The organism is Burkholderia sp. MSMB617WGS, from assembly GCF_001532025.2.
Classification (GTDB): domain Bacteria; phylum Pseudomonadota; class Gammaproteobacteria; order Burkholderiales; family Burkholderiaceae; genus Burkholderia; species Burkholderia savannae.
This window is the reverse complement of record NZ_CP013457.1, coordinates 1,122,546-1,144,844: the sequence shown is the minus strand read 5'-3', so window position 1 is coordinate 1,144,844 and position 22,299 is coordinate 1,122,546. Positions and strand designations below refer to the sequence as shown.

General features: G+C 66.7%; 21 protein-coding genes, 1 tRNA gene and 4 pseudogenes. 18 read left to right on the top strand and 8 right to left on the bottom strand.

What is annotated here, in order from left to right; all coding sequences use genetic code 11:
* Positions 1–245 precede the first annotated feature (245 nt).
* The 7 genes and pseudogenes from hemL to WT60_RS05670 all read left to right on the top strand — a co-directional run.
* A pseudogene (hemL, locus tag WT60_RS05700) lies at positions 246–1,667 on the top strand (glutamate-1-semialdehyde 2,1-aminomutase); the annotation flags it as partial.
* A gap of 28 nt (positions 1,668–1,695) precedes the next feature.
* On the top strand, positions 1,696–2,829 hold the full coding sequence (ribD, locus tag WT60_RS05695) for a bifunctional diaminohydroxyphosphoribosylaminopyrimidine deaminase/5-amino-6-(5-phosphoribosylamino)uracil reductase RibD (protein WP_038745745.1): 1,134 nt from the start codon (positions 1,696–1,698) through the stop codon (positions 2,827–2,829).
* Between the two features lie 17 nt (positions 2,830–2,846).
* Positions 2,847–3,461 carry a riboflavin synthase gene (locus tag WT60_RS05690; RefSeq protein WP_038745747.1) on the top strand — a complete coding sequence of 205 codons (615 nt, stop codon included), beginning with the start codon at positions 2,847–2,849 and terminating at the stop codon, positions 3,459–3,461.
* 328 nt (positions 3,462–3,789) lie between these two features.
* A complete protein-coding gene (gene ribBA, locus WT60_RS05685) occupies positions 3,790–4,926 on the top strand; it encodes a bifunctional 3,4-dihydroxy-2-butanone-4-phosphate synthase/GTP cyclohydrolase II (RefSeq protein WP_059584417.1) in 1,137 nt (378 codons plus the stop codon).
* An 80-nt stretch (positions 4,927–5,006) separates the two neighbouring features.
* Positions 5,007–5,525, top strand: a complete 519-nt coding sequence (gene ribH, locus WT60_RS05680; protein ID WP_060355552.1) for a 6,7-dimethyl-8-ribityllumazine synthase — start codon at positions 5,007–5,009, stop codon at positions 5,523–5,525.
* Positions 5,522–5,959, top strand: a complete 438-nt coding sequence (gene nusB, locus WT60_RS05675; protein WP_038745753.1) for a transcription antitermination factor NusB — start codon at positions 5,522–5,524, stop codon at positions 5,957–5,959. The genes ribH and nusB overlap by 4 nt, the downstream gene beginning before the upstream one ends.
* Positions 5,960–6,023: 64 nt before the next feature.
* Entirely contained in the window at positions 6,024–7,217 is a 1,194-nt protein-coding gene (locus tag WT60_RS05670; RefSeq protein WP_038745755.1) for a pyridoxal phosphate-dependent aminotransferase, read from the top strand.
* 486 nt (positions 7,218–7,703) lie between these two features.
* Here WT60_RS05670 and WT60_RS05665 read toward each other — a convergent pair whose 3' ends face one another.
* Both WT60_RS05665 and WT60_RS34915 read right to left on the bottom strand, forming a co-directional pair.
* Positions 7,704–8,807 carry a lytic transglycosylase domain-containing protein gene (locus WT60_RS05665; RefSeq protein ID WP_038745757.1) on the bottom strand — a complete coding sequence of 368 codons (1,104 nt, stop codon included), beginning with the start codon at positions 8,805–8,807 and terminating at the stop codon, positions 7,704–7,706.
* A 409-nt stretch (positions 8,808–9,216) separates the two neighbouring features.
* Positions 9,217–9,417 (bottom strand): hypothetical protein, encoded by a 201-nt coding sequence (locus tag WT60_RS34915; RefSeq protein WP_156432537.1) that lies wholly within the window; start codon positions 9,415–9,417, stop codon positions 9,217–9,219.
* On the opposite strand from WT60_RS34915, the gene WT60_RS05655 reads away from it, so the two are divergent.
* Positions 9,389–10,948 (top strand): UbiD family decarboxylase, encoded by a 1,560-nt coding sequence (locus WT60_RS05655; protein WP_038745759.1) that lies wholly within the window; start codon positions 9,389–9,391, stop codon positions 10,946–10,948. The genes WT60_RS34915 and WT60_RS05655 overlap by 29 nt on opposite strands.
* 37 nt (positions 10,949–10,985) lie before the next feature.
* Positions 10,986–11,666, top strand: coding sequence for a LysE family transporter (locus WT60_RS05650; protein WP_186448569.1), 681 nt, complete (start codon positions 10,986–10,988; stop codon positions 11,664–11,666).
* 401 nt (positions 11,667–12,067) lie between these two features.
* Here the strand turns inward: WT60_RS05650 and WT60_RS05645 are convergent, their stop codons facing one another.
* Entirely contained in the window at positions 12,068–13,051 is a 984-nt protein-coding gene (locus WT60_RS05645) for a threo-3-hydroxy-L-aspartate ammonia-lyase (RefSeq protein WP_038745761.1), read from the bottom strand.
* A 167-nt stretch (positions 13,052–13,218) separates the two neighbouring features.
* On the bottom strand, positions 13,219–13,515 hold the full coding sequence (locus WT60_RS05640) for a hypothetical protein (protein ID WP_059580363.1): 297 nt from the start codon (positions 13,513–13,515) through the stop codon (positions 13,219–13,221).
* Positions 13,516–13,937: 422 nt separating this feature from the next.
* On the opposite strand from WT60_RS05640, the gene WT60_RS05630 reads away from it, so the two are divergent.
* Both WT60_RS05630 and WT60_RS05625 read left to right on the top strand, forming a co-directional pair.
* A complete protein-coding gene (locus tag WT60_RS05630) occupies positions 13,938–14,957 on the top strand; it encodes a DUF2520 domain-containing protein (protein ID WP_038745763.1) in 1,020 nt (339 codons plus the stop codon).
* A gap of 82 nt (positions 14,958–15,039) precedes the next feature.
* Positions 15,040–15,603: a YggT family protein gene (locus WT60_RS05625; RefSeq protein ID WP_059580349.1), complete on the top strand. Its 564-nt coding sequence runs from the start codon at positions 15,040–15,042 to the stop codon at positions 15,601–15,603.
* Positions 15,604–15,607: 4 nt separating this feature from the next.
* Here the strand turns inward: WT60_RS05625 and WT60_RS05620 are convergent, their stop codons facing one another.
* Together WT60_RS05620 and crcB are read right to left on the bottom strand one after the other, a co-directional pair.
* On the bottom strand, positions 15,608–15,967 hold the full coding sequence (locus tag WT60_RS05620) for a DUF190 domain-containing protein (RefSeq protein WP_038745767.1): 360 nt from the start codon (positions 15,965–15,967) through the stop codon (positions 15,608–15,610).
* 21 nt (positions 15,968–15,988) lie between these two features.
* Positions 15,989–16,375, bottom strand: a complete 387-nt coding sequence (gene crcB, locus WT60_RS05615; protein WP_038745834.1) for a fluoride efflux transporter CrcB — start codon at positions 16,373–16,375, stop codon at positions 15,989–15,991.
* An 11-nt stretch (positions 16,376–16,386) separates the two neighbouring features.
* Between crcB and WT60_RS33430 the strand changes: the two genes are divergently transcribed.
* Positions 16,387–16,710 (top strand): hypothetical protein, encoded by a 324-nt coding sequence (locus WT60_RS33430; protein ID WP_145986737.1) that lies wholly within the window; start codon positions 16,387–16,389, stop codon positions 16,708–16,710.
* Between the two features lie 271 nt (positions 16,711–16,981).
* Positions 16,982–18,202: a S53 family peptidase gene (locus WT60_RS05610; RefSeq protein WP_060355551.1), complete on the top strand. Its 1,221-nt coding sequence runs from the start codon at positions 16,982–16,984 to the stop codon at positions 18,200–18,202.
* Positions 18,203–18,232: 30 nt separating this feature from the next.
* On the opposite strand, the pseudogene WT60_RS05605 reads toward WT60_RS05610, so the two are convergent.
* Positions 18,233–18,826 (bottom strand): annotated as a pseudogene (locus WT60_RS05605) (Sir2 family NAD-dependent protein deacetylase); the annotation flags it as partial.
* Positions 18,827–18,846: 20 nt separating this feature from the next.
* Here WT60_RS05605 and WT60_RS05600 point away from each other — a divergent pair.
* A pseudogene (locus WT60_RS05600) lies at positions 18,847–18,989 on the top strand (IS3 family transposase); the annotation flags it as partial.
* Between the two features lie 87 nt (positions 18,990–19,076).
* Positions 19,077–20,199 (top strand): annotated as a pseudogene (locus WT60_RS05595) (IS3 family transposase).
* On the opposite strand, the gene WT60_RS34335 reads toward WT60_RS05595, so the two are convergent.
* A complete protein-coding gene (locus WT60_RS34335) occupies positions 20,142–20,429 on the bottom strand; it encodes a hypothetical protein (RefSeq protein ID WP_186448568.1) in 288 nt (95 codons plus the stop codon). The pseudogene WT60_RS05595 and the gene WT60_RS34335 sit on opposite strands and share 58 nt — an antisense overlap.
* Before the next feature lie 89 nt (positions 20,430–20,518).
* Between WT60_RS34335 and WT60_RS33425 the strand changes: the two genes are divergently transcribed.
* The 3 genes from WT60_RS33425 (at position 20,519) to WT60_RS05575 (ending at position 22,224) form a co-directional block, all read left to right on the top strand.
* Positions 20,519–21,097 (top strand): hypothetical protein, encoded by a 579-nt coding sequence (locus WT60_RS33425; RefSeq protein WP_145986736.1) that lies wholly within the window; start codon positions 20,519–20,521, stop codon positions 21,095–21,097.
* Between the two features lie 64 nt (positions 21,098–21,161).
* Positions 21,162–21,809, top strand: coding sequence for a hypothetical protein (locus tag WT60_RS05580; RefSeq protein ID WP_082759268.1), 648 nt, complete (start codon positions 21,162–21,164; stop codon positions 21,807–21,809).
* 340 nt (positions 21,810–22,149) lie between these two features.
* A tRNA-Gly gene (locus WT60_RS05575) sits at positions 22,150–22,224 on the top strand.
* Positions 22,225–22,299 lie beyond the last annotated feature (75 nt).

Here is a 22,299-nt window from a genome sequence, read left to right as displayed (position 1 = left end):
GCGCTGCAATTCGTGCTGCAATTCGCGCGGCGATTCGCCCCGCGCCTCATCCCGCCGTTCGCCGCGGCGAACAACGTCAATCGGCACCGAACCACGACCCATTCGTCGATCGACGCGACGAATCCGTCCGGCATCGCAGGAATCGCGCGAATCTCGCCGCGCCCGAGCGTCGATCGCGAACCGTTCCTCGATACGCCGCGCCGCGGCGTCGCCCGGACCCGCGTTGCCCGCGCTCCGCCCACACGCCCCGCCCCGCGCGCCGAACCGCCGCAGCGCCGGGAAAGCCCGCGCCGCGCGTCTCCGGTACAATCGGTCGGATCGATACGCCCGACGCGAGCCGCGGCGCTTCGCCGCTCGCGCGCACTCTCTCGCAGGTCCAATTCATGTCGAACAATCAGACTCTCTTCGAACGCGCTCAGCGAACCATCCCGGGCGGCGTCAATTCGCCGGTGCGGGCGTTCCGCTCGGTCGGCGGCACGCCGCGCTTCGTCGCGCGCGCGCAAGGCGCGTACTTCTGGGATGCGGACGGCAAACGCTACATCGACTACATCGGCTCGTGGGGCCCGATGATCGTCGGCCACGTGCATCCGGACGTGCTCGCCGCCGTGCAGCGCGTGCTCGCCGACGGCTTCTCGTTCGGCGCGCCGACCGAGGCCGAGATCGAGATCGCCGAGGAAATCTGCAAGCTCGTGCCGTCGATCGAACAAGTGCGGATGGTGTCGAGCGGCACCGAAGCGACGATGAGCGCGCTGCGCCTCGCGCGCGGCTTCACCGGCCGCAGCCGGATCGTCAAGTTCGAAGGCTGCTATCACGGCCACGCGGACAGCCTGCTCGTGAAGGCGGGCTCGGGGCTCCTCACGTTCGGCAATCCGACCTCGGCGGGCGTGCCGGCCGACGTCGCGAAGCACACGACCGTCCTCGAATACAACAACGTCGCGGCGCTCGACGAAGCGTTCGCCGCGTTCGGCGACGAGATCGCCGCGGTGATCGTCGAACCCGTCGCGGGCAACATGAATCTCGTGCGCGGCACGCCCGAGTTCCTGAACGCGCTGCGCGCGCTCTGCACGAAGCACGGCGCCGTGCTGATCTTCGACGAAGTGATGTGCGGCTTTCGCGTCGCGCTGGGCGGCGCGCAGCAGCACTATGGAATCGCGCCGGACCTCACGTGCCTCGGCAAGGTGATCGGCGGCGGAATGCCGGCCGCCGCGTTCGGCGGCCGCAGCGACATCATGTCGCATCTCGCGCCGCTCGGCGGCGTCTATCAGGCGGGCACGCTGTCGGGCAACCCGATCGCGGTCGCCGCGGGCCTCGCGACGCTCAAGCTGATCCAGGCGCCCGGCTTCTACGACGCGCTCGCTCAAAAGACGCGCCGGCTCGCCGACGGTCTCGCCGCCGAAGCGCGCACGGCCGGCGTGCCGTTCTCGGCCGACGCGATCGGCGGGATGTTCGGCCTCTACTTCACCGAGCACGTGCCGGCGAGCTTCGCCGACGTGACGAAGAGCGACACCGAGCGCTTCAACCGCTTCTTCCATCTGATGCTCGACGAAGGCGTGTATTTCGCGCCTTCCGCGTACGAAGCGGGCTTCGTGTCGAGCGCGCACGACGACGACACGCTCGACGCGACGCTCGCCGCCGCACGCCGCGCGTTCGCGGCGCTGCGCCCCTGATCTGCCGCACGACTGACAGGACGAATCGATGTTCTCGGAAAGCGACTTCACCCACATGCAGCGCGCGCTCGCGCTCGCCGCGCGCGGGATGTACACGACGACGCCGAATCCGCGCGTCGGCTGCGTGATCGTCAAGGACGACGTCGTGATCGGCGAGGGCTTCACGCAGCCGGCAGGCCAGGATCACGCGGAAGTGCAGGCGCTGAAGGACGCGCGCGCGCGCGTCCACGACCTGCGCGACGCGACCGTCTACGTGACGCTCGAGCCGTGCAGCCACTTCGGCCGCACGCCGCCGTGCGCGCACGCGCTGATCGACGCGCGCGTCGGCAAGGTCGTCGCGGCGATGGAGGACCCGAACCCACAGGTGTCCGGGCGCGGCCTCGCGATGCTGCGCGACGCGGGCATCGACGTGCGCTGCGGCCTGCTCGCGCACGAGGCGCACGAAATGAACATCGGCTTCGTGTCGCGAATGACGCGCGGCCGGCCGTGGGTGCGGATGAAAACGGCCGCGTCGCTCGACGGCCGCACGGCGCTCGCCTCCGGCGAAAGCAAATGGATCACGGGTGACGCCGCGCGCGACGACGGCCACAAGTGGCGCGCGCGCGCGTGCGCGATCCTGACGGGCATCGGCACCGTGCGCGAAGACGATCCGCAGTTGAACGTGCGCGGCGTCGACACGCCGCGCCAGCCGCGCCGCGTGCTGATCGACAGCCGCCTCGACATTCCGCTCACCGCGCGCCTGCTCGAAGGCGGCTCGCTCCTCATCTTCTGCGGCGCGCTCGATTCGCAAAGCGAAGCGCGCGCGCTGGCGCTGCGCGAGCGCGGCGCGGAGATCGTGCCGCTCGCGAACGCGCGCGGCAAGGTCGACCTGCCCGCGATGCTCGCCGTGCTCGGCGAACGCGGGATCAACGAACTGCACGTCGAGGCGGGCCACAAGCTGAACGGCTCGCTGCTGCGCGAGCGCTGCGTCGACGAGCTGCTCGTCTATCTCGCGCCGAGCCTGCTCGGTGCCGACGCTGCCGCGATGTTCGATCTCGCCGCGCCGGCGTCGCTCGCCGATCGCACGCGCCTCGCGTTCCACAGCGTCGAGCGCGTCGGCGACGACCTGCGCATCCTCGCGCGCTTCGCGCCCGCACACGCGAGCGCGCCCCCCACTCACTGATAACGGAACCCGACACGATGTTTACCGGAATCGTCGCGGCAGTCGGCCGCATCGAAACGATCGAGCCGATCGCCTCCTCGCCCGACGCGGGCGTGCGCCTCACGCTGCGCGCGGGCGGGCTCGACCTCGCCGACGTCGCGCTCGGCGACAGCATCGCGATCCAGGGCGCGTGCATGACGGTCGTCGCGAAGACGGCCGACACGTTCGATGTCGAGGTGTCGCGCGAAAGCCTGAACAAGACGGTCGGCCTCGCCGAACCCGGCGACGTGAATCTCGAAAAGGCGCTGCGCGCGCACGATCGCCTGGGCGGCCACATCGTGTCCGGGCACGTCGACGGGCTCGGCGCCGTCACGCGCTTTGCGCCCGTCGGCGAATCGCACGAACTGCGGGTGCTCGCGCCGCGCGAGCTCGGCCGCTACCTGGCCTACAAGGGCTCGATCACCGTCAACGGCGTGAGCCTCACCGTCAACGCCGTCGAGGACCGCGACGACGGCTGCGAATTCTCGATCAACCTGATTCCTCATACGGTCGAGGTGACGACGCTGCGGCATCTGAAGCCGGGAGCGAAGGTCAATCTGGAAATCGACATGATCGCGCGGTATGTCGAGCGGATGACGACCGCGCCGAAATAAGCGCCCGCCCCGCCACGTCCGGCGCCGCGCGCCGCCGGACGCGCCCGGGGTGCGACGCATGCGCGCGCGACCGGGCATCGGAACGATCGGCTCTTCGGCGCGCGCATGGCGCCCTTTACGCCTGCTCGCCGTGCGCGACGCATCGCGCGCCGATCTTCACCGACGCTCGCGAACACCCGCCGGACGGCCGCCGCCGGGCTATCCGGCCGCATCGTCGCACGCGCCGCCGTCGGCCATTCGGCCAACGCGCCGGCCGCCCTCGCCGCATCCGGCTAAAACCCGGCCGGCGTGGCGTAAAATACGCGCTTTCCCTTGCCCTGATCCTTTTATGACGCTCGCCTCCACGCCCGACATCATTGCCGAGCTCAAAGCCGGCCGGATGGTGATCCTCGTCGACGAAGAAGACCGCGAAAACGAGGGCGACCTCGTGCTCGCCGCCGAGTTCGTCACGCCGGAAGCGATCAACTTCATGGCCCGCTACGGCCGCGGCCTGATCTGCCTCACGCTCACGCAGGAGCGCTGCAAGCAGCTCAACCTGCCGCTCATGACGTATCGCAACGGCACCCAGTACGGCACCGCGTTCACGGTCAGCATCGAGGCGGCCGAAGGCGTGACGACGGGCATCTCGGCCGCGGACCGCGCGCGCACGATCGCAACGGCGGTCGCGCACGACACGCGCGCCGAGCACATCGTGCAGCCGGGCCACGTGTTCCCGATCATGGCGCAGCCGGGCGGCGTGCTCGTGCGCGCGGGCCACACCGAGGCGGGCTGCGACCTGACCGCGCTCGCGGGCTTGACGCCCGCCGCGGTGATCTGCGAGATCATCAAGGACGACGGCACGATGGCGCGCCTGCCGGACCTGATCGAATTCGGCAAGGAGCACGGCCTGAAGATCGGCACGATCGCCGATCTGATCCACTATCGCAGCCGCACCGAATCGATCGTCGAGCGCGTCGCCGAGCGCACGATGCAGACCGCGCACGGCCCGTTCAAGGCGGTGCTGTACCGCGATCACCCGACGGGCTCGCCGCACATCGCGCTCGTGCGCGGCAAGCCCGCGCCGCACGACGAAACGCCCGTGCGCGTGCACGAGCCGCTGTCGGTGCTCGACCTGCTCGAGACCGGCGTGTCGACCCACTCGTGGACGCTCGACGCCGCGATGAAGGAAATCGCCTCGCGCGAGCTCGGCGTGATCGTGCTCCTGAACTGCGGCGACACGAGCGAGCATCTCGTCGACGTGTTCCGCGCGTTCGACGAGAAGGAAAAGGCGGCCGTGCTCAAGCGCCGGCCGGTCGATTTCAAGACGTTCGGCATCGGCGCGCAGATTTTGCGCGACGTCGGCGTCGGCAAGATGCAGGTGCTGTCGAATCCGCGCAAGCTCGGCAGCATGTCCGGCTACGGTCTCGAAGTCACCGGCTTCGCGCCGATGCCGGGCGGCGCGGCATCCGCCTGCGACGCCGCGTGACGGTTTCGTGTCGTAGTGTCGTACCGTTGTCAGCCTGTGCTGCAGCCCCTATCACCGCTCATCCACTCCACGGAAAGAATATGGAAATCGGACAATATCAACCGAACCTCGAAGGCGATGGCCTGCGTATCGGCATCGTTCAATCGCGCTTCAACGAACCCGTTTGCAACGGCCTCGCGGACGCGTGCGTCGAAGAGCTGGAGCGCCTCGGCGTCTCCGGCGAAGACGTGCTGCTCGTGACGGTTCCGGGCGCGCTCGAAATCCCGCTCGCGCTGCAAAAGCTCGCGGAAAGCAACCAGTTCGACGCGCTGATCGCGCTCGGCGCGGTGATCCGCGGCGAGACGTATCACTTCGAGCTCGTGTCGAACGAGAGCGGCGCGGGCATCACGCGCATCGCGCTCGACTTCAACACGCCGATCGCGAACGCCGTCCTCACGACCGAAACCGACGAGCAGGCGATCGCCCGGATGACCGAAAAGGGCCGCGACGCCGCGCGCGTCGCCATCGAGATGGCGAACCTCACGATGACGCTCGATCAACTGAGCGACGATGAAGACGAAGAGGACGAAGACGAGGACGACGAAGAGGAGCGCGCATGAAGAAGAGCGCCCGCCGACAATCGCGCGAGCTGGCGACGCAGGGCCTGTATCAGTGGCTGCTGTCGAACGCGGCGCCGGGCGAGATCGACGCGCAATTGCGCGGCGCGCTGGGTTACGACAAGGCTGACAAGACGCTGCTCGACACGATCCTGCATGGCGTGATCCGCGAGCATGCGACGCTTGCCGAGGCGATCTCGCCGAATCTCGACCGTCCGATCGATCAGTTGTCGCCCGTCGAGCGCGCGGTGCTGCTGATCGCGACGTACGAGCTCACGCATCAGATCGAAACGCCGTACCGCGTGATCATCAACGAAGCCGTCGAGCTCGCGAAGACGTTCGGCGGCTCGGACGGCTACAAGTACGTGAACGGCGTGCTCGACAAGCTGGCCGTCAAGCTGCGCCCGGCCGAAACGCACGCGCGACGCGACGCGTAACCCCCTTCGCGGGCGCGCGGCGCGCGCCCGCTTTTCGCTCTTTCCGCACCGCTTTGATTCGACGATGAATACCGCTGCCGATTCGCTCCTGAGGCTTGCGTCGCGCGTCGACGCGATCGAGCCGTTCTACGTGATGGAAATCGTCAAGGAGGCCGCCGTTCTCGAGCGCGCCGGCCGCGACATCATTCACATGAGCATCGGCGAACCGGATTTCACCGCGCCGGAGCCCGTCGTCGAGGCGGCCGCCGCGGCGCTGCGCCGCGGCGTCACGCAATACACGAGCGCGCTCGGCATCGCGCCGCTGCGCGAGGCGATCGCCGCGCACTACGCGCGTGCGTACGGCCTGTCGATCGAGCCGGAACGGATCGTGGTGACGGCAGGCGCGTCGGCCGCGCTGCTGCTCGCGTGCCTCGCGCTCGTCGGGCGCGACGACGAAGTACTGATGCCCGATCCGTCTTACCCGTGCAATCGCCACTTCGTGGCGACGGCTGAAGGCCGCGCGGTGCTCGTGCCGAGCGGCCCCGAAGCCCGCTTCCAGCTGACCGCGAACGACGTGAAGACGCGCTGGGGCGAGCGCACGCGCGGCGTGCTGCTCGCGTCGCCGTCGAACCCGACGGGCACGTCGCTCGATCCGGCCGAGCTCGGCCGGATCGTCGACGCGGTGCGCGCACGCGGCGGCTTCACGATCGTCGACGAGATCTACCAGGGCCTGAGCTACGACGGCGCGCCCGTCTCCGCGCTGTCGTTCGGCGACGATGTCGTCACCGTCAACAGTTTCTCGAAATATTTCAACATGACGGGCTGGCGGCTCGGCTGGCTCGTCGTGCCGCCCGCGCTCGTCGGCACGTTCGAAAAGCTCGCGCAGAATCTGTTCATTTGCCCGTCGGCGCTCGCGCAGCACGCGGCGCTCGCGTGCTTCGAACCGGACACGCTCGACATCTACGAGGCGCGCCGCGCCGAATTCCAGCGCCGCCGCGACTTCATCGTGCCGGCGATCGAATCGCTCGGCTTCAAGGTGCCCGTGATGCCGGACGGCGCGTTCTACGTCTACGCGCAATGCGGCGGCGTCGCGCACCCTGCGGCGGGAAACAGCGCCGCGCTCGTGAACGCGATGCTGCATGACGCGGGCGTGGTGCTCGTGCCGGGAATGGATTTCGGTGTCCATGCGCCGCGCGACTATATCCGGCTGTCCTATGCGACCGCGTACTCACGGCTCGAGGAGGCCGTCGAGCGTCTCGGCACGCTCTTCGGACGATAGAACGGGCGACGGCTGTGCGCTAACGCGCAACCTCATGCGCAAGCCCGCCGCGCGCGTAGCGAGTCGATCGCGCCCGTCGTGCGCGGCAGGTCGCACGCTATTTATAGCGTGGCGCCCGCCTCTTTCGCTTTCGCGCTTCTTTATTTGTCGGTTTTCGCATCTGCCGTCGCGGCGTACGCTTCGGCCCGACTGTTCGACGTTTCGGAAGCCCGAAGCTTGAAAGTCGAAGACTTCGGACTCCGGCGCAATTCGCACGGCCGGCCACAGTCGCAACAAATCGCAACAATTCAGCGTCACTGCGCCACCACCGCGTCGCCTTCGGTTAGTTGCATTCATGACGCACCACCGTCGCCGCCCGCAAAGGCAAAAAGGCCGAGCCCCGCTCAACACAGGACCCGGCCTTTTCGATGATTCCCGATCTTCCACCCACTCGCGCTCGCGACCGAAGCAACCTGCCGCTGCGGCGAATCCGCCGTTCGCGCGTCGTCAGGTGCCGAGCTCCGAAGCGGCGGCATCGTGCTTCGCCGCCGTGTCGACGCTCGCGTCGTCCTGCTGCGGCGCCTTCGGCGCGGTGGCTGACTTGATCGTCAGCGGGTGCGCGCCGTCGAGCGTCGTGCGCACGCGCTTTTGCGTCGCACCCGACGTCGACACGGTCGTGACCGTCACCGCGCCCTGCGCCGGCTGCTGCGACGCGTAGATCGACACCTTGCGGCCGCGCGCGACGTCGCGCAGCCGGTCGCGCTCGCCGACCACCTTCGCGCCGTAGCCGCCGTCGTCGGGCGTCGTCGCGCCGACGTACAGACGCAGCCCGCCCGCGAGCGAGCCGCCACGCGCGATGCAGTCCTTCAGCACGAGCGCGCCGACCTGGATGTTGACGAGCGGCTGCAGCGCGGCATCGGTGCCGCCGAAATACTCGAACTTGTCCGAATGCACCTTCGACATCACCTGCATCAGGCCCTGGGCCCCGACGCCGCTTTCCGCATAAGGATTGAAGCCGGATTCGATCGCCATCACGGCGAGGATCAGCAGCGGGTCGAGCCCGACGTCGCGCCCCGTCTCGAACGCCGCCTTGACGAGCTGGCCGACGGGCTCCTGCGCGACACGATAGCGGCGCGCGAGGTACGTGGCGACGAGCGCCTGTTCGCGGTTCGACGCGAGCACGCGGTCGTCGCGCGCGTCGGCGGCGACTCGCTGCATCGGGATGAGCTTCGCGAGCGACACGGGCGACGGGCCGTTGCGCGCGGCGTCGAGGGTCGCGGCGGCGTCGACGGGCGAGGCCGTCGACGAGGGCGTTGCGTCCGCGCTGATCGATTCGCTTTCTTCGGCGTTCGCCGGGCCGAAAGCAGGCACCGGATGACCGGTGAGAAGCCGCGCCGGACCGGCCTGCACGGCCGCCGACACGAACGGCATGACTTTCGCTGCGAGCGTGCCGCGCACGTTGGGCAGCAGCCACAGCGCAAGCCCGATCGCTACCGCACAACAACCGACCACGCTGAATAGATGGTGACTGACACGCGTCCCGCGACGCAGCGCTGCGCGCAACAGCTGCGCATGCCGCTCACTGGGACGCCACGATAACCAAGCATTCATTCAGATCCTCCATGGACATGATTCATGCGGCTCGCTCGGCGCTCGAGACGAGACATGACGCGCTGCCGCGGAATCAAGACACCGAGCGTCTTGGTCGGACCGCATCGGTATCGGAGAAACGGTATAAGTACCGTTCGGAGCCACGTCGAAACAAGGCCTGCACTTGCGGCAAGCGGACGCGCGAGGCTCCTACGCAAAAAACCAGCGTCGACTGGGCGCTGGCTAGGACAACAAACAGACCGTCAGAAGGCCGTGCAGGTATCGGCGGACGGCGACGCGTTGCGTCTATAGGACCGGGGATTGAAGGTTCAACACTGGGGCCTGCAACCAATGTGAGCGGATTCTAGCAGGGTTTTATAGATCGTCAACACTATAGAAATACGATTTCATAACAAAAAGTAATGATTTGTTACGGGTCGGAATCGGGAGCCTCGTGCCGTCTGGCGTTCAGATCCGCCGCCATTTTTTGCGTTTTCATCGCTTGGCCGTCCGGCCGGGTAAAATCGGCGCTCGTTTCCGGGCGGACGCCGTGCCCGCCCCCCACCGCCGCCCGCCTGCCGCGCGCGGCCCGGACATCCTTCATGAAATACAAAGACTTACGCGATTTCATCCACAGCCTCGAACAGCGCGGCGAGTTACGGCGCGTCGCGCAACCCGTGTCGCCCGTGCTCGAAATGACCGAGCTCTGCGACCGCGTGCTGCGCGCGGGCGGCCCCGCGCTCCTGTTCGACGCGCCGACGGGCTACCGGTTTCCGGTGCTCGGCAACCTGTTCGGCACGCCACGGCGCGTCGCGCTCGGCATGGGCGTCGACGCCGACGACGAAGCGGCGCTCGCGTCGCTGCGCGACATCGGCCGGCTGCTGTCCGCGCTCAAGGAGCCCGATCCGCCGAAGAGCCTGAAGGACGCGGGCAAGCTGCTGTCGCTCGCGAAGGCCGTGTGGGACATGGGCCCGAAGACGGTGTCCGCGCCGCCGTGCCAGGAAATCGTCTGGGAAGGCGCCGACGTCGACCTGCACAAGCTGCCGATCCAGACCTGCTGGCCGGGCGATGCCGGCCCGCTTCTCACGTGGGGCCTCACGGTCACGCGCGGGCCGAACAAGACGCGCCAGAATCTCGGCATCTACCGGCAGCAGCTGATCGGACGCAACAAACTGATCATGCGCTGGCTCGCGCATCGCGGCGGCGCGCTCGACTTCCGCGAATTCGCGCTCAAGCATCCCGGCCAGCCGTATCCGGTCGCCGTCGTGCTCGGCGCCGATCCGGCGACGACGCTCGGCGCCGTCACGCCCGTACCCGACACGTTGTCCGAATACCAGTTCGCCGGGCTCCTGCGCGGCGCGCGCACCGAGCTCGCGAAATGCCTGACGCCCGGCGTCGACACGCTGCAGGTGCCCGCGCGCGCCGAGATCGTGCTCGAAGGCTTCATCCATCCGCAGCAGGGCTCGCCCGCGGCGGCGCCCGAAGGCGCGCCGCCGCGCCCGGCCGCGGGCGCCGCGGCCGCCTACGAGCACGCGCTCGAAGGCCCGTACGGCGACCACACCGGCTACTACAACGAGCGGGAATGGTTTCCGGTCTTCACGGTCGAGCGGATCACGATGCGCCGCGACGCGATCTACCACTCGACCTACACCGGCAAGCCGCCCGACGAGCCGGCCGTGCTCGGCGTCGCGCTGAACGAGGTGTTCGTGCCGCTGTTGCAGAAGCAATTCGCCGAGATCACCGACTTCTATCTGCCGCCCGAAGGCTGCAGCTACCGAATGGCGATCGTCCAGATGAAGAAGAGCTACGCGGGCCACGCGAAGCGCGTGATGTTCGGCGTCTGGAGCTTCCTGCGGCAGTTCATGTATACGAAATTCATCGTCGTCGTCGACGAGGACGTGAACGTGCGCGACTGGAAGGAAGTGATCTGGGCGATCACGACGCGCGTCGATCCGGCGCGCGACACCGTGCTCGTCGAGAACACGCCGATCGACTATCTCGATTTCGCGTCGCCCGTCGCGGGCCTCGGCTCGAAGATGGGACTCGACGCGACCAACAAGTGGCCGGGCGAAACGCAGCGCGAATGGGGCCGGCCGATCGAGATGGACGCCGCCGTGAAGGCGCGCGTCGATCGCCTGTGGACCGAAATCGGCCTGTCGTGAGCCGGCGCGCCTCCAATCTTCGATAACGACACACCCCATGATGAGCTTCGCGCCCACGTCGATGTTGTCCGACGGCTTTTTCCTGTCGCTTTCCCTTTGCCTCGACATCGGCATCGCGAACGTCGCGATGTTGTCGCTCACGCTGTCGCACGGATTCAAGCAGGGCTTCTGGCTCGGCATCGGCTCGTGCATCGGCGATCTCGTCTATGCGGCGCTCGCGCTCGCCGGGATGGCCGTGCTGCTGCAGTTCGAGGCAGTGCGCTGGGCCGTATGGCTCGGCGGCGGCGCGGTGCTGCTCGTCCTCACATGGAAGATGGCGCGCGAGGCGCTCCTTCCCGCGCCGGCGCCCGCCACCGGCGGCAACGACACGCCCGCCGCGCCCGTTCAAGCGAGCACCTGGCGCCATTTCGCGCGCGGCATGTTGCTCGCGATGTCGTCGCCGTCGGCGATCCTGTGGTTCGCGGCGGTCGGCGGCGCGCTGATCGCGAAGGCCGGCGCGACGACGCCCTCGACGGCATCCATATTCCTGTCGGGCTTCTTCCTCGGCGGGCTCGCTTGGACGCTCTTTCTCTGCACGCTCGCGAGCCAGGGCCGCAAGCGCGCGGGCGCGGGACTGATGCGCGCGTGCCACGTCGTGTCCGCGCTGCTCTTCGCGTATTTCTCGTACAGCGTGATCGTCGGCGGCTATCGCGACCTGATCCTGAACGCGGCGGCTTGACACCCGCCTCGCCAGCCTCGCCCGCGAGGCGGCGCACGGCGATCCGCGCGCCCCTTTCGCGCGCCCCTTTCGCGCGCCCCTTTCACGCGCTTCGGCCACTCGCGCCGAGCCGCTACCGACACGGCCACCGCGATCAAGAACCAAGCCGCTTCGCGGCCGTCCGCTCGGCGTCCATCGGAGGCATCCGTGCCGAGCGGCATCGCATCGCCGACCGAATCGACCCGCCGCGCAGGATGTCGCTCGCACACGCACGCCCGCCGACGAGCACGACACCGCACCGCACCGCACCGCACCGCACCGCCGGTCGATCATCGCGCCCGCCAGCATCGCATGCACGCCCGCCGCGTGCGCGTGAACGTTTCAGGCAACGGGCGGCGCACCGCCGCCGCCCATCCCCCCGCTCACCCGCGCAGGAACTCGCCGTAGCGCGCCAGATCGACGTTGCCGCCGCTCACGATCACGCCGATGCGCTTGCCCGCGACGGGCAGCACGCCGTCGAGCACCGCGGCCGCGCCGAGGCAGCCCGTCGGCTCGACGACCACCTTCATCCGCTGCGCGAAGAATCGCATCGTGTCGATCAATTGCGCGTCGCTGACCGTGACGACCTGCTTGACGAGCCTCTGGATGATCGGAAAGTTGTACGCGCCGACGTGCGTCGACGCCGCGCCGTCCGCGATCGTCCGCGGCGCGGGGATGTGCACGACCTCGCCGCGCGCGAGCGACTGCTGCGCGTCGTTGCCCGCTTCCGGCTCGACGCCGATCACCGCGCAGCCGGCCGCGAGCGCGGCGGCCGACAGCGCGCTGCCCGCGAGCAGCCCGCCGCCGCCGAGCGGCGCGACGAGCAGGTCGAGCTCGCCGACTTCGTCGATCAGTTCCTTCGCGGCCGTCCCCTGCCCCGCGATCACGTGCGGATGGTCGTACGGCGGCACGAGCGTCATCCCGCGCTCCTGCGCGAGCCGCGCGCCGATCTCCTCGCGGTTTTCGGTGTAGCGATCGTAGGTGATGACTTCGCCGCCGTAGCCTTTCGTCGCCGCGACCTTCGCGGCGGGCGCGTCGTGCGGCATCACGATCGTCGCGCGGATACCCGCGAGGCGCGCGGCGAGCGCGATCGCCTGCGCGTGGTTGCCGGACGAATACGTGAGCACGCCCGCGCGGCGCTGCTCGGCGTCGAAGTGCGAGATCGCGTTGTACGCGCCGCGGAACTTGAACGCGCCCATCCGCTGGAAGTTCTCGCACTTGAAGAAGATCGTCGCGCCGGTGTGCGCGTCGGCGGTGCTCGACGTGAGGACGGGCGTGCGATGCGCGACGCCGGCAAGCCTGGCGGCTGCGTCGGTCACGTCGGCGAAGGTCGGGAGAACGAGATCGGAGGCGGATTGAACAGGCATGGCGGCGAGAGCGAAAAACGCATCGTTGGACGAGGGAACGATCATTGTCCCAGCTTCGCTCGACTCGCGCAGCAGCCCGAAAGGAAAACGGCGCGGCACGAACCTTCGCCGTGCCGCGCCGTGGCATCAGGCGCGCCGCCGGCCGGGCGGCGCGTCGACGTCAGTTATCAGCGACGCCAGTACGGACGGCCGTAGTAGCCGTGATGACGCCAGTACGGGCGGCCGTAGCCGTAGTAGCCGCCGCCGACCACGACGGCGGGCGGCCCGTAGTACACGGGCGCCGGCGCGTAGACGACGGGCGGCGGGGGCGGCGCGTAATAAACGGGCGGCGGCGCGGCATAGACCGGATAAGCCGGCGCGATCGGCACCCCGATGCCGACACCGATCGACACGTGCGCCTGCGCGGCGGCCGCAGCCCCGAGGCCCAGTGCTGCGACGGCGATCAACGGAATGAGCTTTTTCACTTTGGTTCTCCTGGCGGCGGGCTTCGGTGCCCGCCACATCAACAGCGACGGCATGCTTGCCGCATGAGACGAATGTAGCGAAATCCGGGATCGCGAGCCACGCCCATTTGTTGCAAATTGCAATTGCACAAAGCCTCGCGGCGCGGCGATGCGCGAAATCGGACGCCGCCGCGCGGGTGCGATCCGGCGGCAATTCGGCGGATGGCGAGAAGTCGCCGAACGCGCCGCTCGGCGGGCCCCGCCGCCCGTCCGGCGAACGGTAATGAACGATTACAAATTAGAGACAGCTTGTGGACGGCGCGAGACGGACGACTCCGCCCCTCGTTCCGTCCCCTAAAGCGAGCCGCCTTGGGGCCAGAGCGAACGCCGTCGCGACCGAATACGCGATACTGACGGTTTGCCGCAGATTACGGATCGCCGCCATGTCCTTGTCCGCCACGCCCCGCATCGGCTTCATCGGCGCGGGCCGCCTTGCCCGCTGCGTCGCCCGCCGCTTCGCGCGCGCCGGGTACGCCGTCACCGCGATCGCGAGCCGTTCGAACGCGTCGGCCGCGGCGCTCGCCGCGCAGATCGACGCCGATCTCGCCGTGCGCGTCGCCGCCGCTGCCGCCGCAGCCGCACCCGCCGGCCACGACGGCCATCGCGCAAGCGCGACGCCCAACGCGCGCTGCGCGGCGGCCGATTCGCCGCAGGCTGTCGTCGACGCCGCCGACCTCGTCTTCATCACCGCGCCCGACGACGCGCTCGGCCGAATCGCCGCCGAGCTGCGCTTCTCGCCGGCGCGCGCGGGCGCTCAGGCGCTCGTCCACTGCAGCGGCGCGTCGAGCGTCGAGCTGCTCGCGCCCGCACGCGCGCAGGGCGCGGCGACGGGCGGCTTCCATCCGCTCTATCTGTTCGGCGGCGGCGACGCCGATCTCGCGCGGATCGACGGCTGCTCGGTGACGATCGAGGCCGACGGCGCGCTGAAGGACGCGCTCGTCGCGCTCGCGGCCGCGCTCGGCTGCCATCCGCTGTCGATCCCGGCGGGCGGCCGGATGCTCTATCACGCGGCCGCCAACTACGCGGCGAGCTTCGCGCTTTGCAATCTCGCCGAATGCGTCGAGCTGTGGCGCTCGCTCGGCTTCGCCGAGGGCGACGCGCTGCGCGCGCTGCTGCCGATGCTCGCCGGCACGATCGAAACCGCGCGCGACAAGGGGCTCGCGAACGCGCTCGCGGGGCCCGTGTCGCGCGGCGACGTCGGCATCGTCGAGCGGCAGCTCGCGCTCCTCGAATCGCTCGGCGGCGACCACGCGACGCTCTATGCCCTCAACACCCGTCGCGCGGTCGCGCTCGCGCGCAAGCGCGCGTCGCCGCCCCCGTCGCTCGACGCGCTCGAGCAAGCCGTCGACGCATCGCTCGCACGTTCGCTCGACCTCGCACGCCCCGCCCGCGGCGAGCCGTGATAAGGTGACGCCCGATGCGCGCCGCCCACGGGCGGCGACGGCACGCTACCCGACTGGCCTGGATAACGAAAAGGATTCAAAGATGTTCGGCGAGATCGCCCGCTTTCTGCTCAATACCGTCTTCACGCTGTTCGGCGCCGCGCTGATCCTGCGCGTCTGGCTGCAGGCCGTGCGCGTGCCGCCGTACAACCCCGTCACGCAGGCCGTGCTGCAGGCCACGAACTGGATCGTGCTGCCGCTGCGGCATATCGTCCCGGGCGTGCGCGGCGTCGACTGGGCGAGCATCGCCGCAGCCGTCGTCACGTCGCTCGTCTACGTCGCGCTGATGGTGACGATGGCGGGCGTCGACGCGCTGTCGATCATCCCGACGATCCTCATCGTCGCGCTGCTGACCGTCGTGAAGTGGGCGCTCAATCTCGTGCTGTGGCTGACGATCCTGATGGCGCTGCTGTCGTGGCTGAATCCGCGCTCGCCCGCGATGGCGATCTTGTATCAGCTGACGGCGCCGTTCCTGAACCCGCTGCGCCGGCTGATCCCGCATCTCGGCGGCATCGACCTGTCGCCGATCCTGCTGTTCGTGATCGTCCAGGTGCTGATCATGGTCGTCACGCGCGCGGCGGTGTCGCTCACGCTGTTCGGAATCTGACGCGCTATCCCTTCGGCGAATCAGCGGCGGCCGGCGCGCCGTCGCCGAGATTGTCGATCACGCCGAAGCGCGCGGGAATCGTCGCGTAGCACACGCGCACCTTCTCGCGCGACACGCGCTCGACGAGCCGCTGCGCCTCTTCGGCCGTGACGATGAATTCGATCTCGATCGCAAGCGAGCCCTGCAGCTCGAAGAAGCGGTCCTCGTGCAGCACCCGGTGCTGGCCGAACCCGGCCATCGCGCGAAACGCGGAGCCGCCCCCGATGCCCATCCGGTTCGCCTCCTCGAGCAGCCATTCCCAGAGCGGCTTCCAGTGCAGCCGGTGATTCTCGTGTACGTAAAAACGCAGGAAGATCGCGTCCATAGCCGCCTCCGCCGGCGCCGGTCAGGCCGGCGCGAGCCACGCCCGCGCGGTCCACATGCCGAGCCCCGTCAATGTGAACGAACCTATCAAGTGTAGGGCAGCCACGGCGAGCGCCCAGCCGAACTCGCCCTGAGCCGCGTGCGTCATCACTTCGACCGAGTACGTCGAGAACGTCGTGAGCCCGCCCATGAAGCCCGTGATCACGAAGAGCCGCCATTCGGGCGGCAGCCCCGCCCGCGTCGTGAACGCGACGACCGCGAGGCCGACCAGATAACCGCCGATCAGGTTGGATGCGAGCGTGCCGAGCGGCACGTCGGGGAAGATCGCGTTGAGAGCGAGGCTCAGGAACCAGCGCAGCAGCGCGCCGAGCCCGGCGCCGACGAAGATCGCGACGATCGAATAGAACAAGGCCATACCTCATGATTGACGGGGAAGATCCGCGCGCGGCCCGTGCGGCCCATGCGGCAAGGGCCACGCATCCCGCGCCGCATCGGCGGCGCGTGACGCCGGACGCGCCCGCATCGGCCGCGCACGCTCAACTTTATGCGGATTGCGGGATGTCCGGCAATCGGTCGACGCGCGCGATATCGGCCGCCCCCCCGAATGCGCCCGCGGTTTCGCTCGCCGGCCGCATCGGCGGCACCGCTTCGACCGTTCGTCATCGTCATGAAAAAATCCCGAATAAAACTTCCGTTCGTTCTATTTTCGAAGCGTCAAATAAAACGCAATCGAAAAACCAATAAATCAACCATTCGGATTATCAAGAAACTCTCCCCTGGGTTACTCCGGATATCGCACGGCCCGTTCCAGCGCATTCCCCGCCGCTTGACGATCGCCCGCCACCGCCAATCTCCCGAGCCGTCCGATCGATTCGAAAAGAACAACGATCCCCATCCTCTGAATATCAAAACAGGCTCGGGGAATTCCCTCAATTTTCTCATTCCTATACAAAAAAATTTTCCGCCCCGTAGAATTCAAACAGACCACTCCATTTATTGATATGGAGAATTCAACATGAAAAACAAATCCTTGCTGTCCGTCCTGATGGCGGCCGCATGCATTCAGGCATTCGCGACGTCGGCCGCGCTCGCGCAAGGCGACGGCCATTCGCCCTCGTACGTCGAAGGCACCCGCGTGCCGAAAGGCTACGCGCGACCGCCGTTCCACACGAATCCGACGCGCTTCTCGACCACCGGCGTCGCAGGCCTCGCGCCCGCCGCCGTGCGGCACGCATACGGCTTCGATTCGATCGCGAATCAGGGCGACGGCATGGTGGTCGCGATCGTCGACGCCTACGACGATCCGAGGATCGAATCCGATCTCGGCGTGTTCAGCAAGAACTTCTCGCTGCCGCCGTGCACGACGCTGAACGGCTGCTTCAAGAAGATCTACGCGAGCGGCGGCAAGCCGCGCGCCGACGCAGGCTGGTCGCTCGAAATGTCGCTCGACGTCGAATGGGTGCACGCGATCGCGCCGAAAGCGAAAATCGTGCTCGTCGAGGCGGCGTCGAACAGCCTCAACGACCTGATGACCGCGGTCGACGCCGCGGTCGGCGCCGGCGCATCCGTCGTCTCGATGAGCTTCGGCGGCAGCGAGTTCAGCGGGGAGACGGGCTTCGACGGCCACTTCAGCTCGCCGCAGCGCGTCACGTTCGTCGCATCGTCCGGCGACAGCGGCAACGGCACCGAATATCCGGCCGTGTCGCCGTACGTCGTCGCGGTCGGCGGCACGACGCTGTCCGCCGACGCGTCCGGCAACTACATCGGCGAAACCGCGTGGAGCGGCAGCGGCGGCGGCGTCGGCACGTACGAGCCGGAGCCGTCCGGACAGGCGCTGTGGCCGATTCCGTACGCGGGCAGCCGCGGCGTGCCCGACGTCGCCTACAACGCGAATCCGAGCTCGGGCTTCGCGGTGTACGACTCGGTGACCTACCAAGGGCAGTCGGGATGGTTCGTCGTCGGCGGCACGAGCGCGGGCGCGCCCCAATGGGCGGCGCTCTTCGCGATCGCGAACTCGATGCGCGCCGCCGCCGGCAAAGCGAAGCTCGCCGGCTCGTACAACCTGCTCTACACGGCCGGCAAGTCCGCGTACGGCAGCGACTATCACGACGTGACGTCGGGCTCCAATGGCACCTGCGGGATGGTTTGCACCGCGAGCGGCGGCTACGACTACGTGACGGGATTGGGCTCGCCGCGCGCGCTCGACCTGGTTCAAGGGCTCGTCGCGCAACCGTGACGGGCGCGCGGCGGCGCGGGCGGCCGCTCGTCAGTCTCGCCGCCACGCGGCATCGAGCGCGCGCAGCGTCTCGAGCGCGCCGCCCGGCAGTCCGATCACGTCGGCTCGCCGCGCATGCGCTTCGCGAAGATTGATTCGGATCACGTCGTCGCCGATTCGCTCGCTGAAGAAGCGCACCGTCGGCACCGCCGTCCCGGCCCCGACTTCGACCACCACCACGCGCCCCGCGCGCGCGAGCCAGTCGCGCAACGCATCGTGCTGCGCGTCGTAGCGCGCGCCGAGCCATTCGGCATCGTCGAACATCAGGATGTTCGGCCGCGCGATCCCGCCGCAATGCGCACACGTGGGGACATCGCCGACGAGACTGCACGCGGGCTCGTCGACGACGGGCACGAACGACGCGGCGCTCCAGGTGTGCGCCGAGCACGGGCGCAGACACTGCATCGCATGGATCGAGCCGTGGATCTCGACGATCCGCACGGCATCGAAGCCCGCTTTCTGAAAGTGGCCGTCGACGTTGCTCGTGAACACGAATGCGCCGTTGCGCATTGCCCCGGCCCAGCGCCGCAGGATGCCGAATCCCTCGTGCGGGACTGACCTGCCCCCGGCAAACAGGGCCATCCGGAGTCTAGTAAAGTTCGGGCTCGGACGCACGCGGGCTGAAGGACCTGGAGGCTGAGAACGCGCGGCTGAAGAAGCTGCTGGCCGAGGCAATGCTCGACATGGAAGCATTGAAGGTTGTCGTCAAGGGAAAGCCCTGAGCCCGCAAGCCAAGCGCGAAGCAGTGAGAGGAGGCCGCGCAAATTCGGACAGTCGGATAAGTGGAACGTCCGGGGCCTGAGGCAGCGATAATGCTGGCAAAGGAACCGAGGAAATGACGAAGAGAACTCGACGCACGCACTCAGCGGCGTTCAAAGCGAAGGTGGCACTGGCCGCGGTCAAGGGCGAGCGCACGCTGGCAGAGCTGGCGCAGCAGTTCGATGTGCACTCGAACCAGATTACCGAATGGAAACGGCAATTGCAGGAGCGTGCGGCGGACGTGTTCGGCGCGGCAGGCATGCCGTCGAGCGAGCCGCCGGTGGACCTGAAGGCGTTGCACGCCAAGATCGGCCAACTGACACTGGAGAATGATTTTTTAGAAGGTGCGCTCACCAAGGCGGGATTGCTGAGCGCAAAACGATGATCGATCGTACGCATGCTCTGCCGGTTTCGCAACAGACGCGACTGGTCGGCATCGCGAGATCGAGCGCGTATTACCGGCCGCAGCCGGTCAGCGAAACCGATTTGTTGTTGATGCGGCGAATCGACGAACGGCACATGGAGTTCCCGTTTGCCGGAGCGCGGATGTTGGCGCGCCTGTTGCGTCGGGAGGGCCATGAAGTCGGCCGCCGTCGCGTGCGCACGCTGATGAAGCGCATGGGCGTGGAGGCGCTGTATTGCAAGCCGGAACGCAAGCCGCCGCAACGCGCAACACAAGATCTGGCCGTACTTGCTGCGCGGCATGAAGATCGAGCGGGCCAACCAGGTGTTCGCCCTCGACACGACCTACATTCCGATGGCGCGAGGCTTCGTGTACCTGACGGCGGTGGTGGACTGGGCGAGCCGCAAGATTCTCGCGCACCGGGTTGCCATCACGCTCCGTCGAGGCACTGGAAGAAGCGTTCGCCCGTTACGGGCTGCCCGACATCGTGAACACCGATCAGGGCAGCCAGTTCACGGCGGGCGCGTTCACCGAGGCCGTACTGGGTCGAGGCGTGCGGCTGTCGATGGACGGCAAAGGGGCTTGGCGTGACAACGTGTTCGTCGAGCGCGTATGGCGCAGCATCAAGTATGAAGAGATTTACCTGCGGGCCTACGAGTCGGTCAGCCATTCCCGGCGCTCCATCGGCGACTACATCGAGCTGTACAACCGGAAACGGCCCCATTCGAGCCTGGCGGATCAGACGCCGGATGAGGCATACTTCGCGACGCTGCCTGCGATCAAATCGGCAGCATGATTGCCTCGGACGTTCCACTTAAAAATCTCAGAAACCTGTCCGAACGAGTGAGGCCACCTCTCCCCGCCAGACTCATATCCCGGCACACCCTCAAGAAACATCAGCAGCGTGTCGTTAAACTGTTCGCGAGAAAGGTTGCTTCCGAAAACGTCGCGAAGGGCAACGGCGAGATCGCGAATCTGACTATCTGCAAGGGGCGCGAAGTCGCGCTGGGATTGGATATCGCTCATGCGAATACTATCCGGGCGGTGCCATGCTTTGGGCAACGCGACCCCACCCTCTTACTCTCCCCGTACCCACAGATCATTAACTACGCACCGTGAATCAACAGACACAACAACTCATCACGCTCGCTATTGCCCTTATCGGCTTGCTTATTTCCCTCTATCTGCTCTTTATCAACATCAAGAATAGGGGAACACAACTATCAGCATATCGCATCACCCGCGCACTTCATCGAAGTAGCAGGATCGTCCTCAAATACATTAACGCGGAACAACTGGATGGCCGATTCTTGGTCAAGCTGGTACTCTTTAATCCAGGCTCGATTGCAACCGTCATCCATAGCCTTGCTGTATTTAAGCCGACCGAAAATCCCAACCGCCTCTTCCACGTTTTCAAGCCCACGCTCCTCAAAAGAATTGAAGATGCTTACTGGTGGCCGACCCAGGACAAAAACCAGAAAGAGGCGCGATACCTTGATGACGAGTATAAGAACCTTTATGTTGAAGACTATCGAGTGATCTTGGTTTCCATCCCTGGCCTGGTGGGTAGCGAGCAGTATGAATTTGAGATCCGCACTAATAACGACTACCAAATCCAAAAAACCCATATTCGCGGAATCAAAGGGACGCATCGATTCAGTCACTACTACGAAGAGTGGCATACAGAAAAATGACCTTGGGGTTGCTGACGCTGGCACCGAGACGTTGCCGCCAAATCTGCTAATAAGGGGCGATATCGTGGATCTTGATCCGAGCATCTTGGCTGGTTTTTGCGTATCCGAGCATGATATTCAGTCGTTCACTGAATCGAACGCGGGTCTGTCCGGCATCGATCTCTCACGATTGAGCAAATTTTTGCTCGTACAATTGACCAGCGCATGGAAGCATCGGACCATCAACACGTTTGCGATCACCGATCTCATCCAACAACTTGAAGGGCATGTTCCAAATCGCAGCGGCACTGCGAAACCACGCCCATTCAAGCACGAACCCTTGCGTGGGCTATGGAAGGTCCATTTCTTCGATCCGCGCTTTCTTATGCACAACATCTCCAACCAGTGGGGCTTATCTGGCTCGGAGAGTGACAAGTTCGACAAGTTATGTGCGCACGTCGCAGCTGAGGAAAAGGAAAATCCGTCCGCTGTTGGCTGGCAAGGAAGGTTGGCTCACGAACTCGTTATCGAAGGCTATCAGGATCGCGGCGCCAAGCGAAAACTGACCGGTGAGTGGCTGATCTTTGGAGTGCAGGAGCAAAAGAACGTGTATCTTGCTCTGTGCACTCATTCTGACGGTCCAGAACAAGATAGCGAGATATATAACGCCCTTCTTAGTCTGTGCGGAGAAGAATTCCCGGAGGTCTTTGCAACGGTTGCCGGTGGTGAATAGAACGTTCGGTCGAAGGTCTACTTCTGCAGTGCGCTACGCGTTCCGTTGCTGCCGCGCGAAGGCTTTACGCACTCTCAGACCGTCAACACGCTGGCTACGAGCGATTGGTACTCTCTCTATCGCCTGCCCACCCAAAAATCCAAGAACCTGGCAGGCAGAGCCAACTCTCGTGGCCATACAATCGACAATGACGATCGAAGGGGAAAGAATCTGCTGGGGGCGAAACACTCATTGCACCGAGACGCCACCGCTCTGGCATCGAGCCAGCCCAGTTCCGATGCCAGCACCCAAACCACGCCACTGCCCAAACCGCAAAAATCCCTGTAGAATCACGCGTTCTGCGGGCGTCGTATAATGGCCATTACCTCAGCTTCCCAAGCTGATGACGTGGGTTCGATTCCCATCGCCCGCTCCACTTTCCCGGCCGTGGATGCCATCCGCCGCCGAAGCACGCGAAGCCGCCTCGTCGAAGGCGGCTTTTTCGTATTTC

Excerpts from the sequence above, each read along its gene's own strand:
- ribD (WP_038745745.1), top strand. The coding sequence starts at position 1,696 with ATGTTCTCGGAAAGCGACTTCACCCACATGCAGCGCGCGCTCGCGCTC.
- WT60_RS05690 (WP_038745747.1), top strand. The coding sequence starts at position 2,847 with ATGTTTACCGGAATCGTCGCGGCAGTCGGCCGCATCGAAACGATCGAG.
- ribBA (WP_059584417.1), top strand. The coding sequence starts at position 3,790 with ATGACGCTCGCCTCCACGCCCGACATCATTGCCGAGCTCAAAGCCGGC.
- ribH (WP_060355552.1), top strand. The coding sequence starts at position 5,007 with ATGGAAATCGGACAATATCAACCGAACCTCGAAGGCGATGGCCTGCGT.
- nusB (WP_038745753.1), top strand. The coding sequence starts at position 5,522 with ATGAAGAAGAGCGCCCGCCGACAATCGCGCGAGCTGGCGACGCAGGGC.
- WT60_RS05670 (WP_038745755.1), top strand. The coding sequence starts at position 6,024 with ATGAATACCGCTGCCGATTCGCTCCTGAGGCTTGCGTCGCGCGTCGAC.
- WT60_RS05665 (WP_038745757.1), bottom strand. The coding sequence starts at position 8,807 with ATGAATGCTTGGTTATCGTGGCGTCCCAGTGAGCGGCATGCGCAGCTG.
- WT60_RS05655 (WP_038745759.1), top strand. The coding sequence starts at position 9,389 with ATGAAATACAAAGACTTACGCGATTTCATCCACAGCCTCGAACAGCGC.
- WT60_RS34915 (WP_156432537.1), bottom strand. The coding sequence starts at position 9,417 with ATGAAATCGCGTAAGTCTTTGTATTTCATGAAGGATGTCCGGGCCGCG.
- WT60_RS05650 (WP_186448569.1), top strand. The coding sequence starts at position 10,986 with ATGATGAGCTTCGCGCCCACGTCGATGTTGTCCGACGGCTTTTTCCTG.
- WT60_RS05645 (WP_038745761.1), bottom strand. The coding sequence starts at position 13,051 with ATGCCTGTTCAATCCGCCTCCGATCTCGTTCTCCCGACCTTCGCCGAC.
- WT60_RS05630 (WP_038745763.1), top strand. The coding sequence starts at position 13,938 with ATGTCCTTGTCCGCCACGCCCCGCATCGGCTTCATCGGCGCGGGCCGC.
- WT60_RS05625 (WP_059580349.1), top strand. The coding sequence starts at position 15,040 with ATGTTCGGCGAGATCGCCCGCTTTCTGCTCAATACCGTCTTCACGCTG.
- WT60_RS05620 (WP_038745767.1), bottom strand. The coding sequence starts at position 15,967 with ATGGACGCGATCTTCCTGCGTTTTTACGTACACGAGAATCACCGGCTG.
- WT60_RS33430 (WP_145986737.1), top strand. The coding sequence starts at position 16,387 with ATGATTGACGGGGAAGATCCGCGCGCGGCCCGTGCGGCCCATGCGGCA.
- WT60_RS05610 (WP_060355551.1), top strand. The coding sequence starts at position 16,982 with ATGAAAAACAAATCCTTGCTGTCCGTCCTGATGGCGGCCGCATGCATT.
- WT60_RS34335 (WP_186448568.1), bottom strand. The coding sequence starts at position 20,429 with ATGAGCGATATCCAATCCCAGCGCGACTTCGCGCCCCTTGCAGATAGT.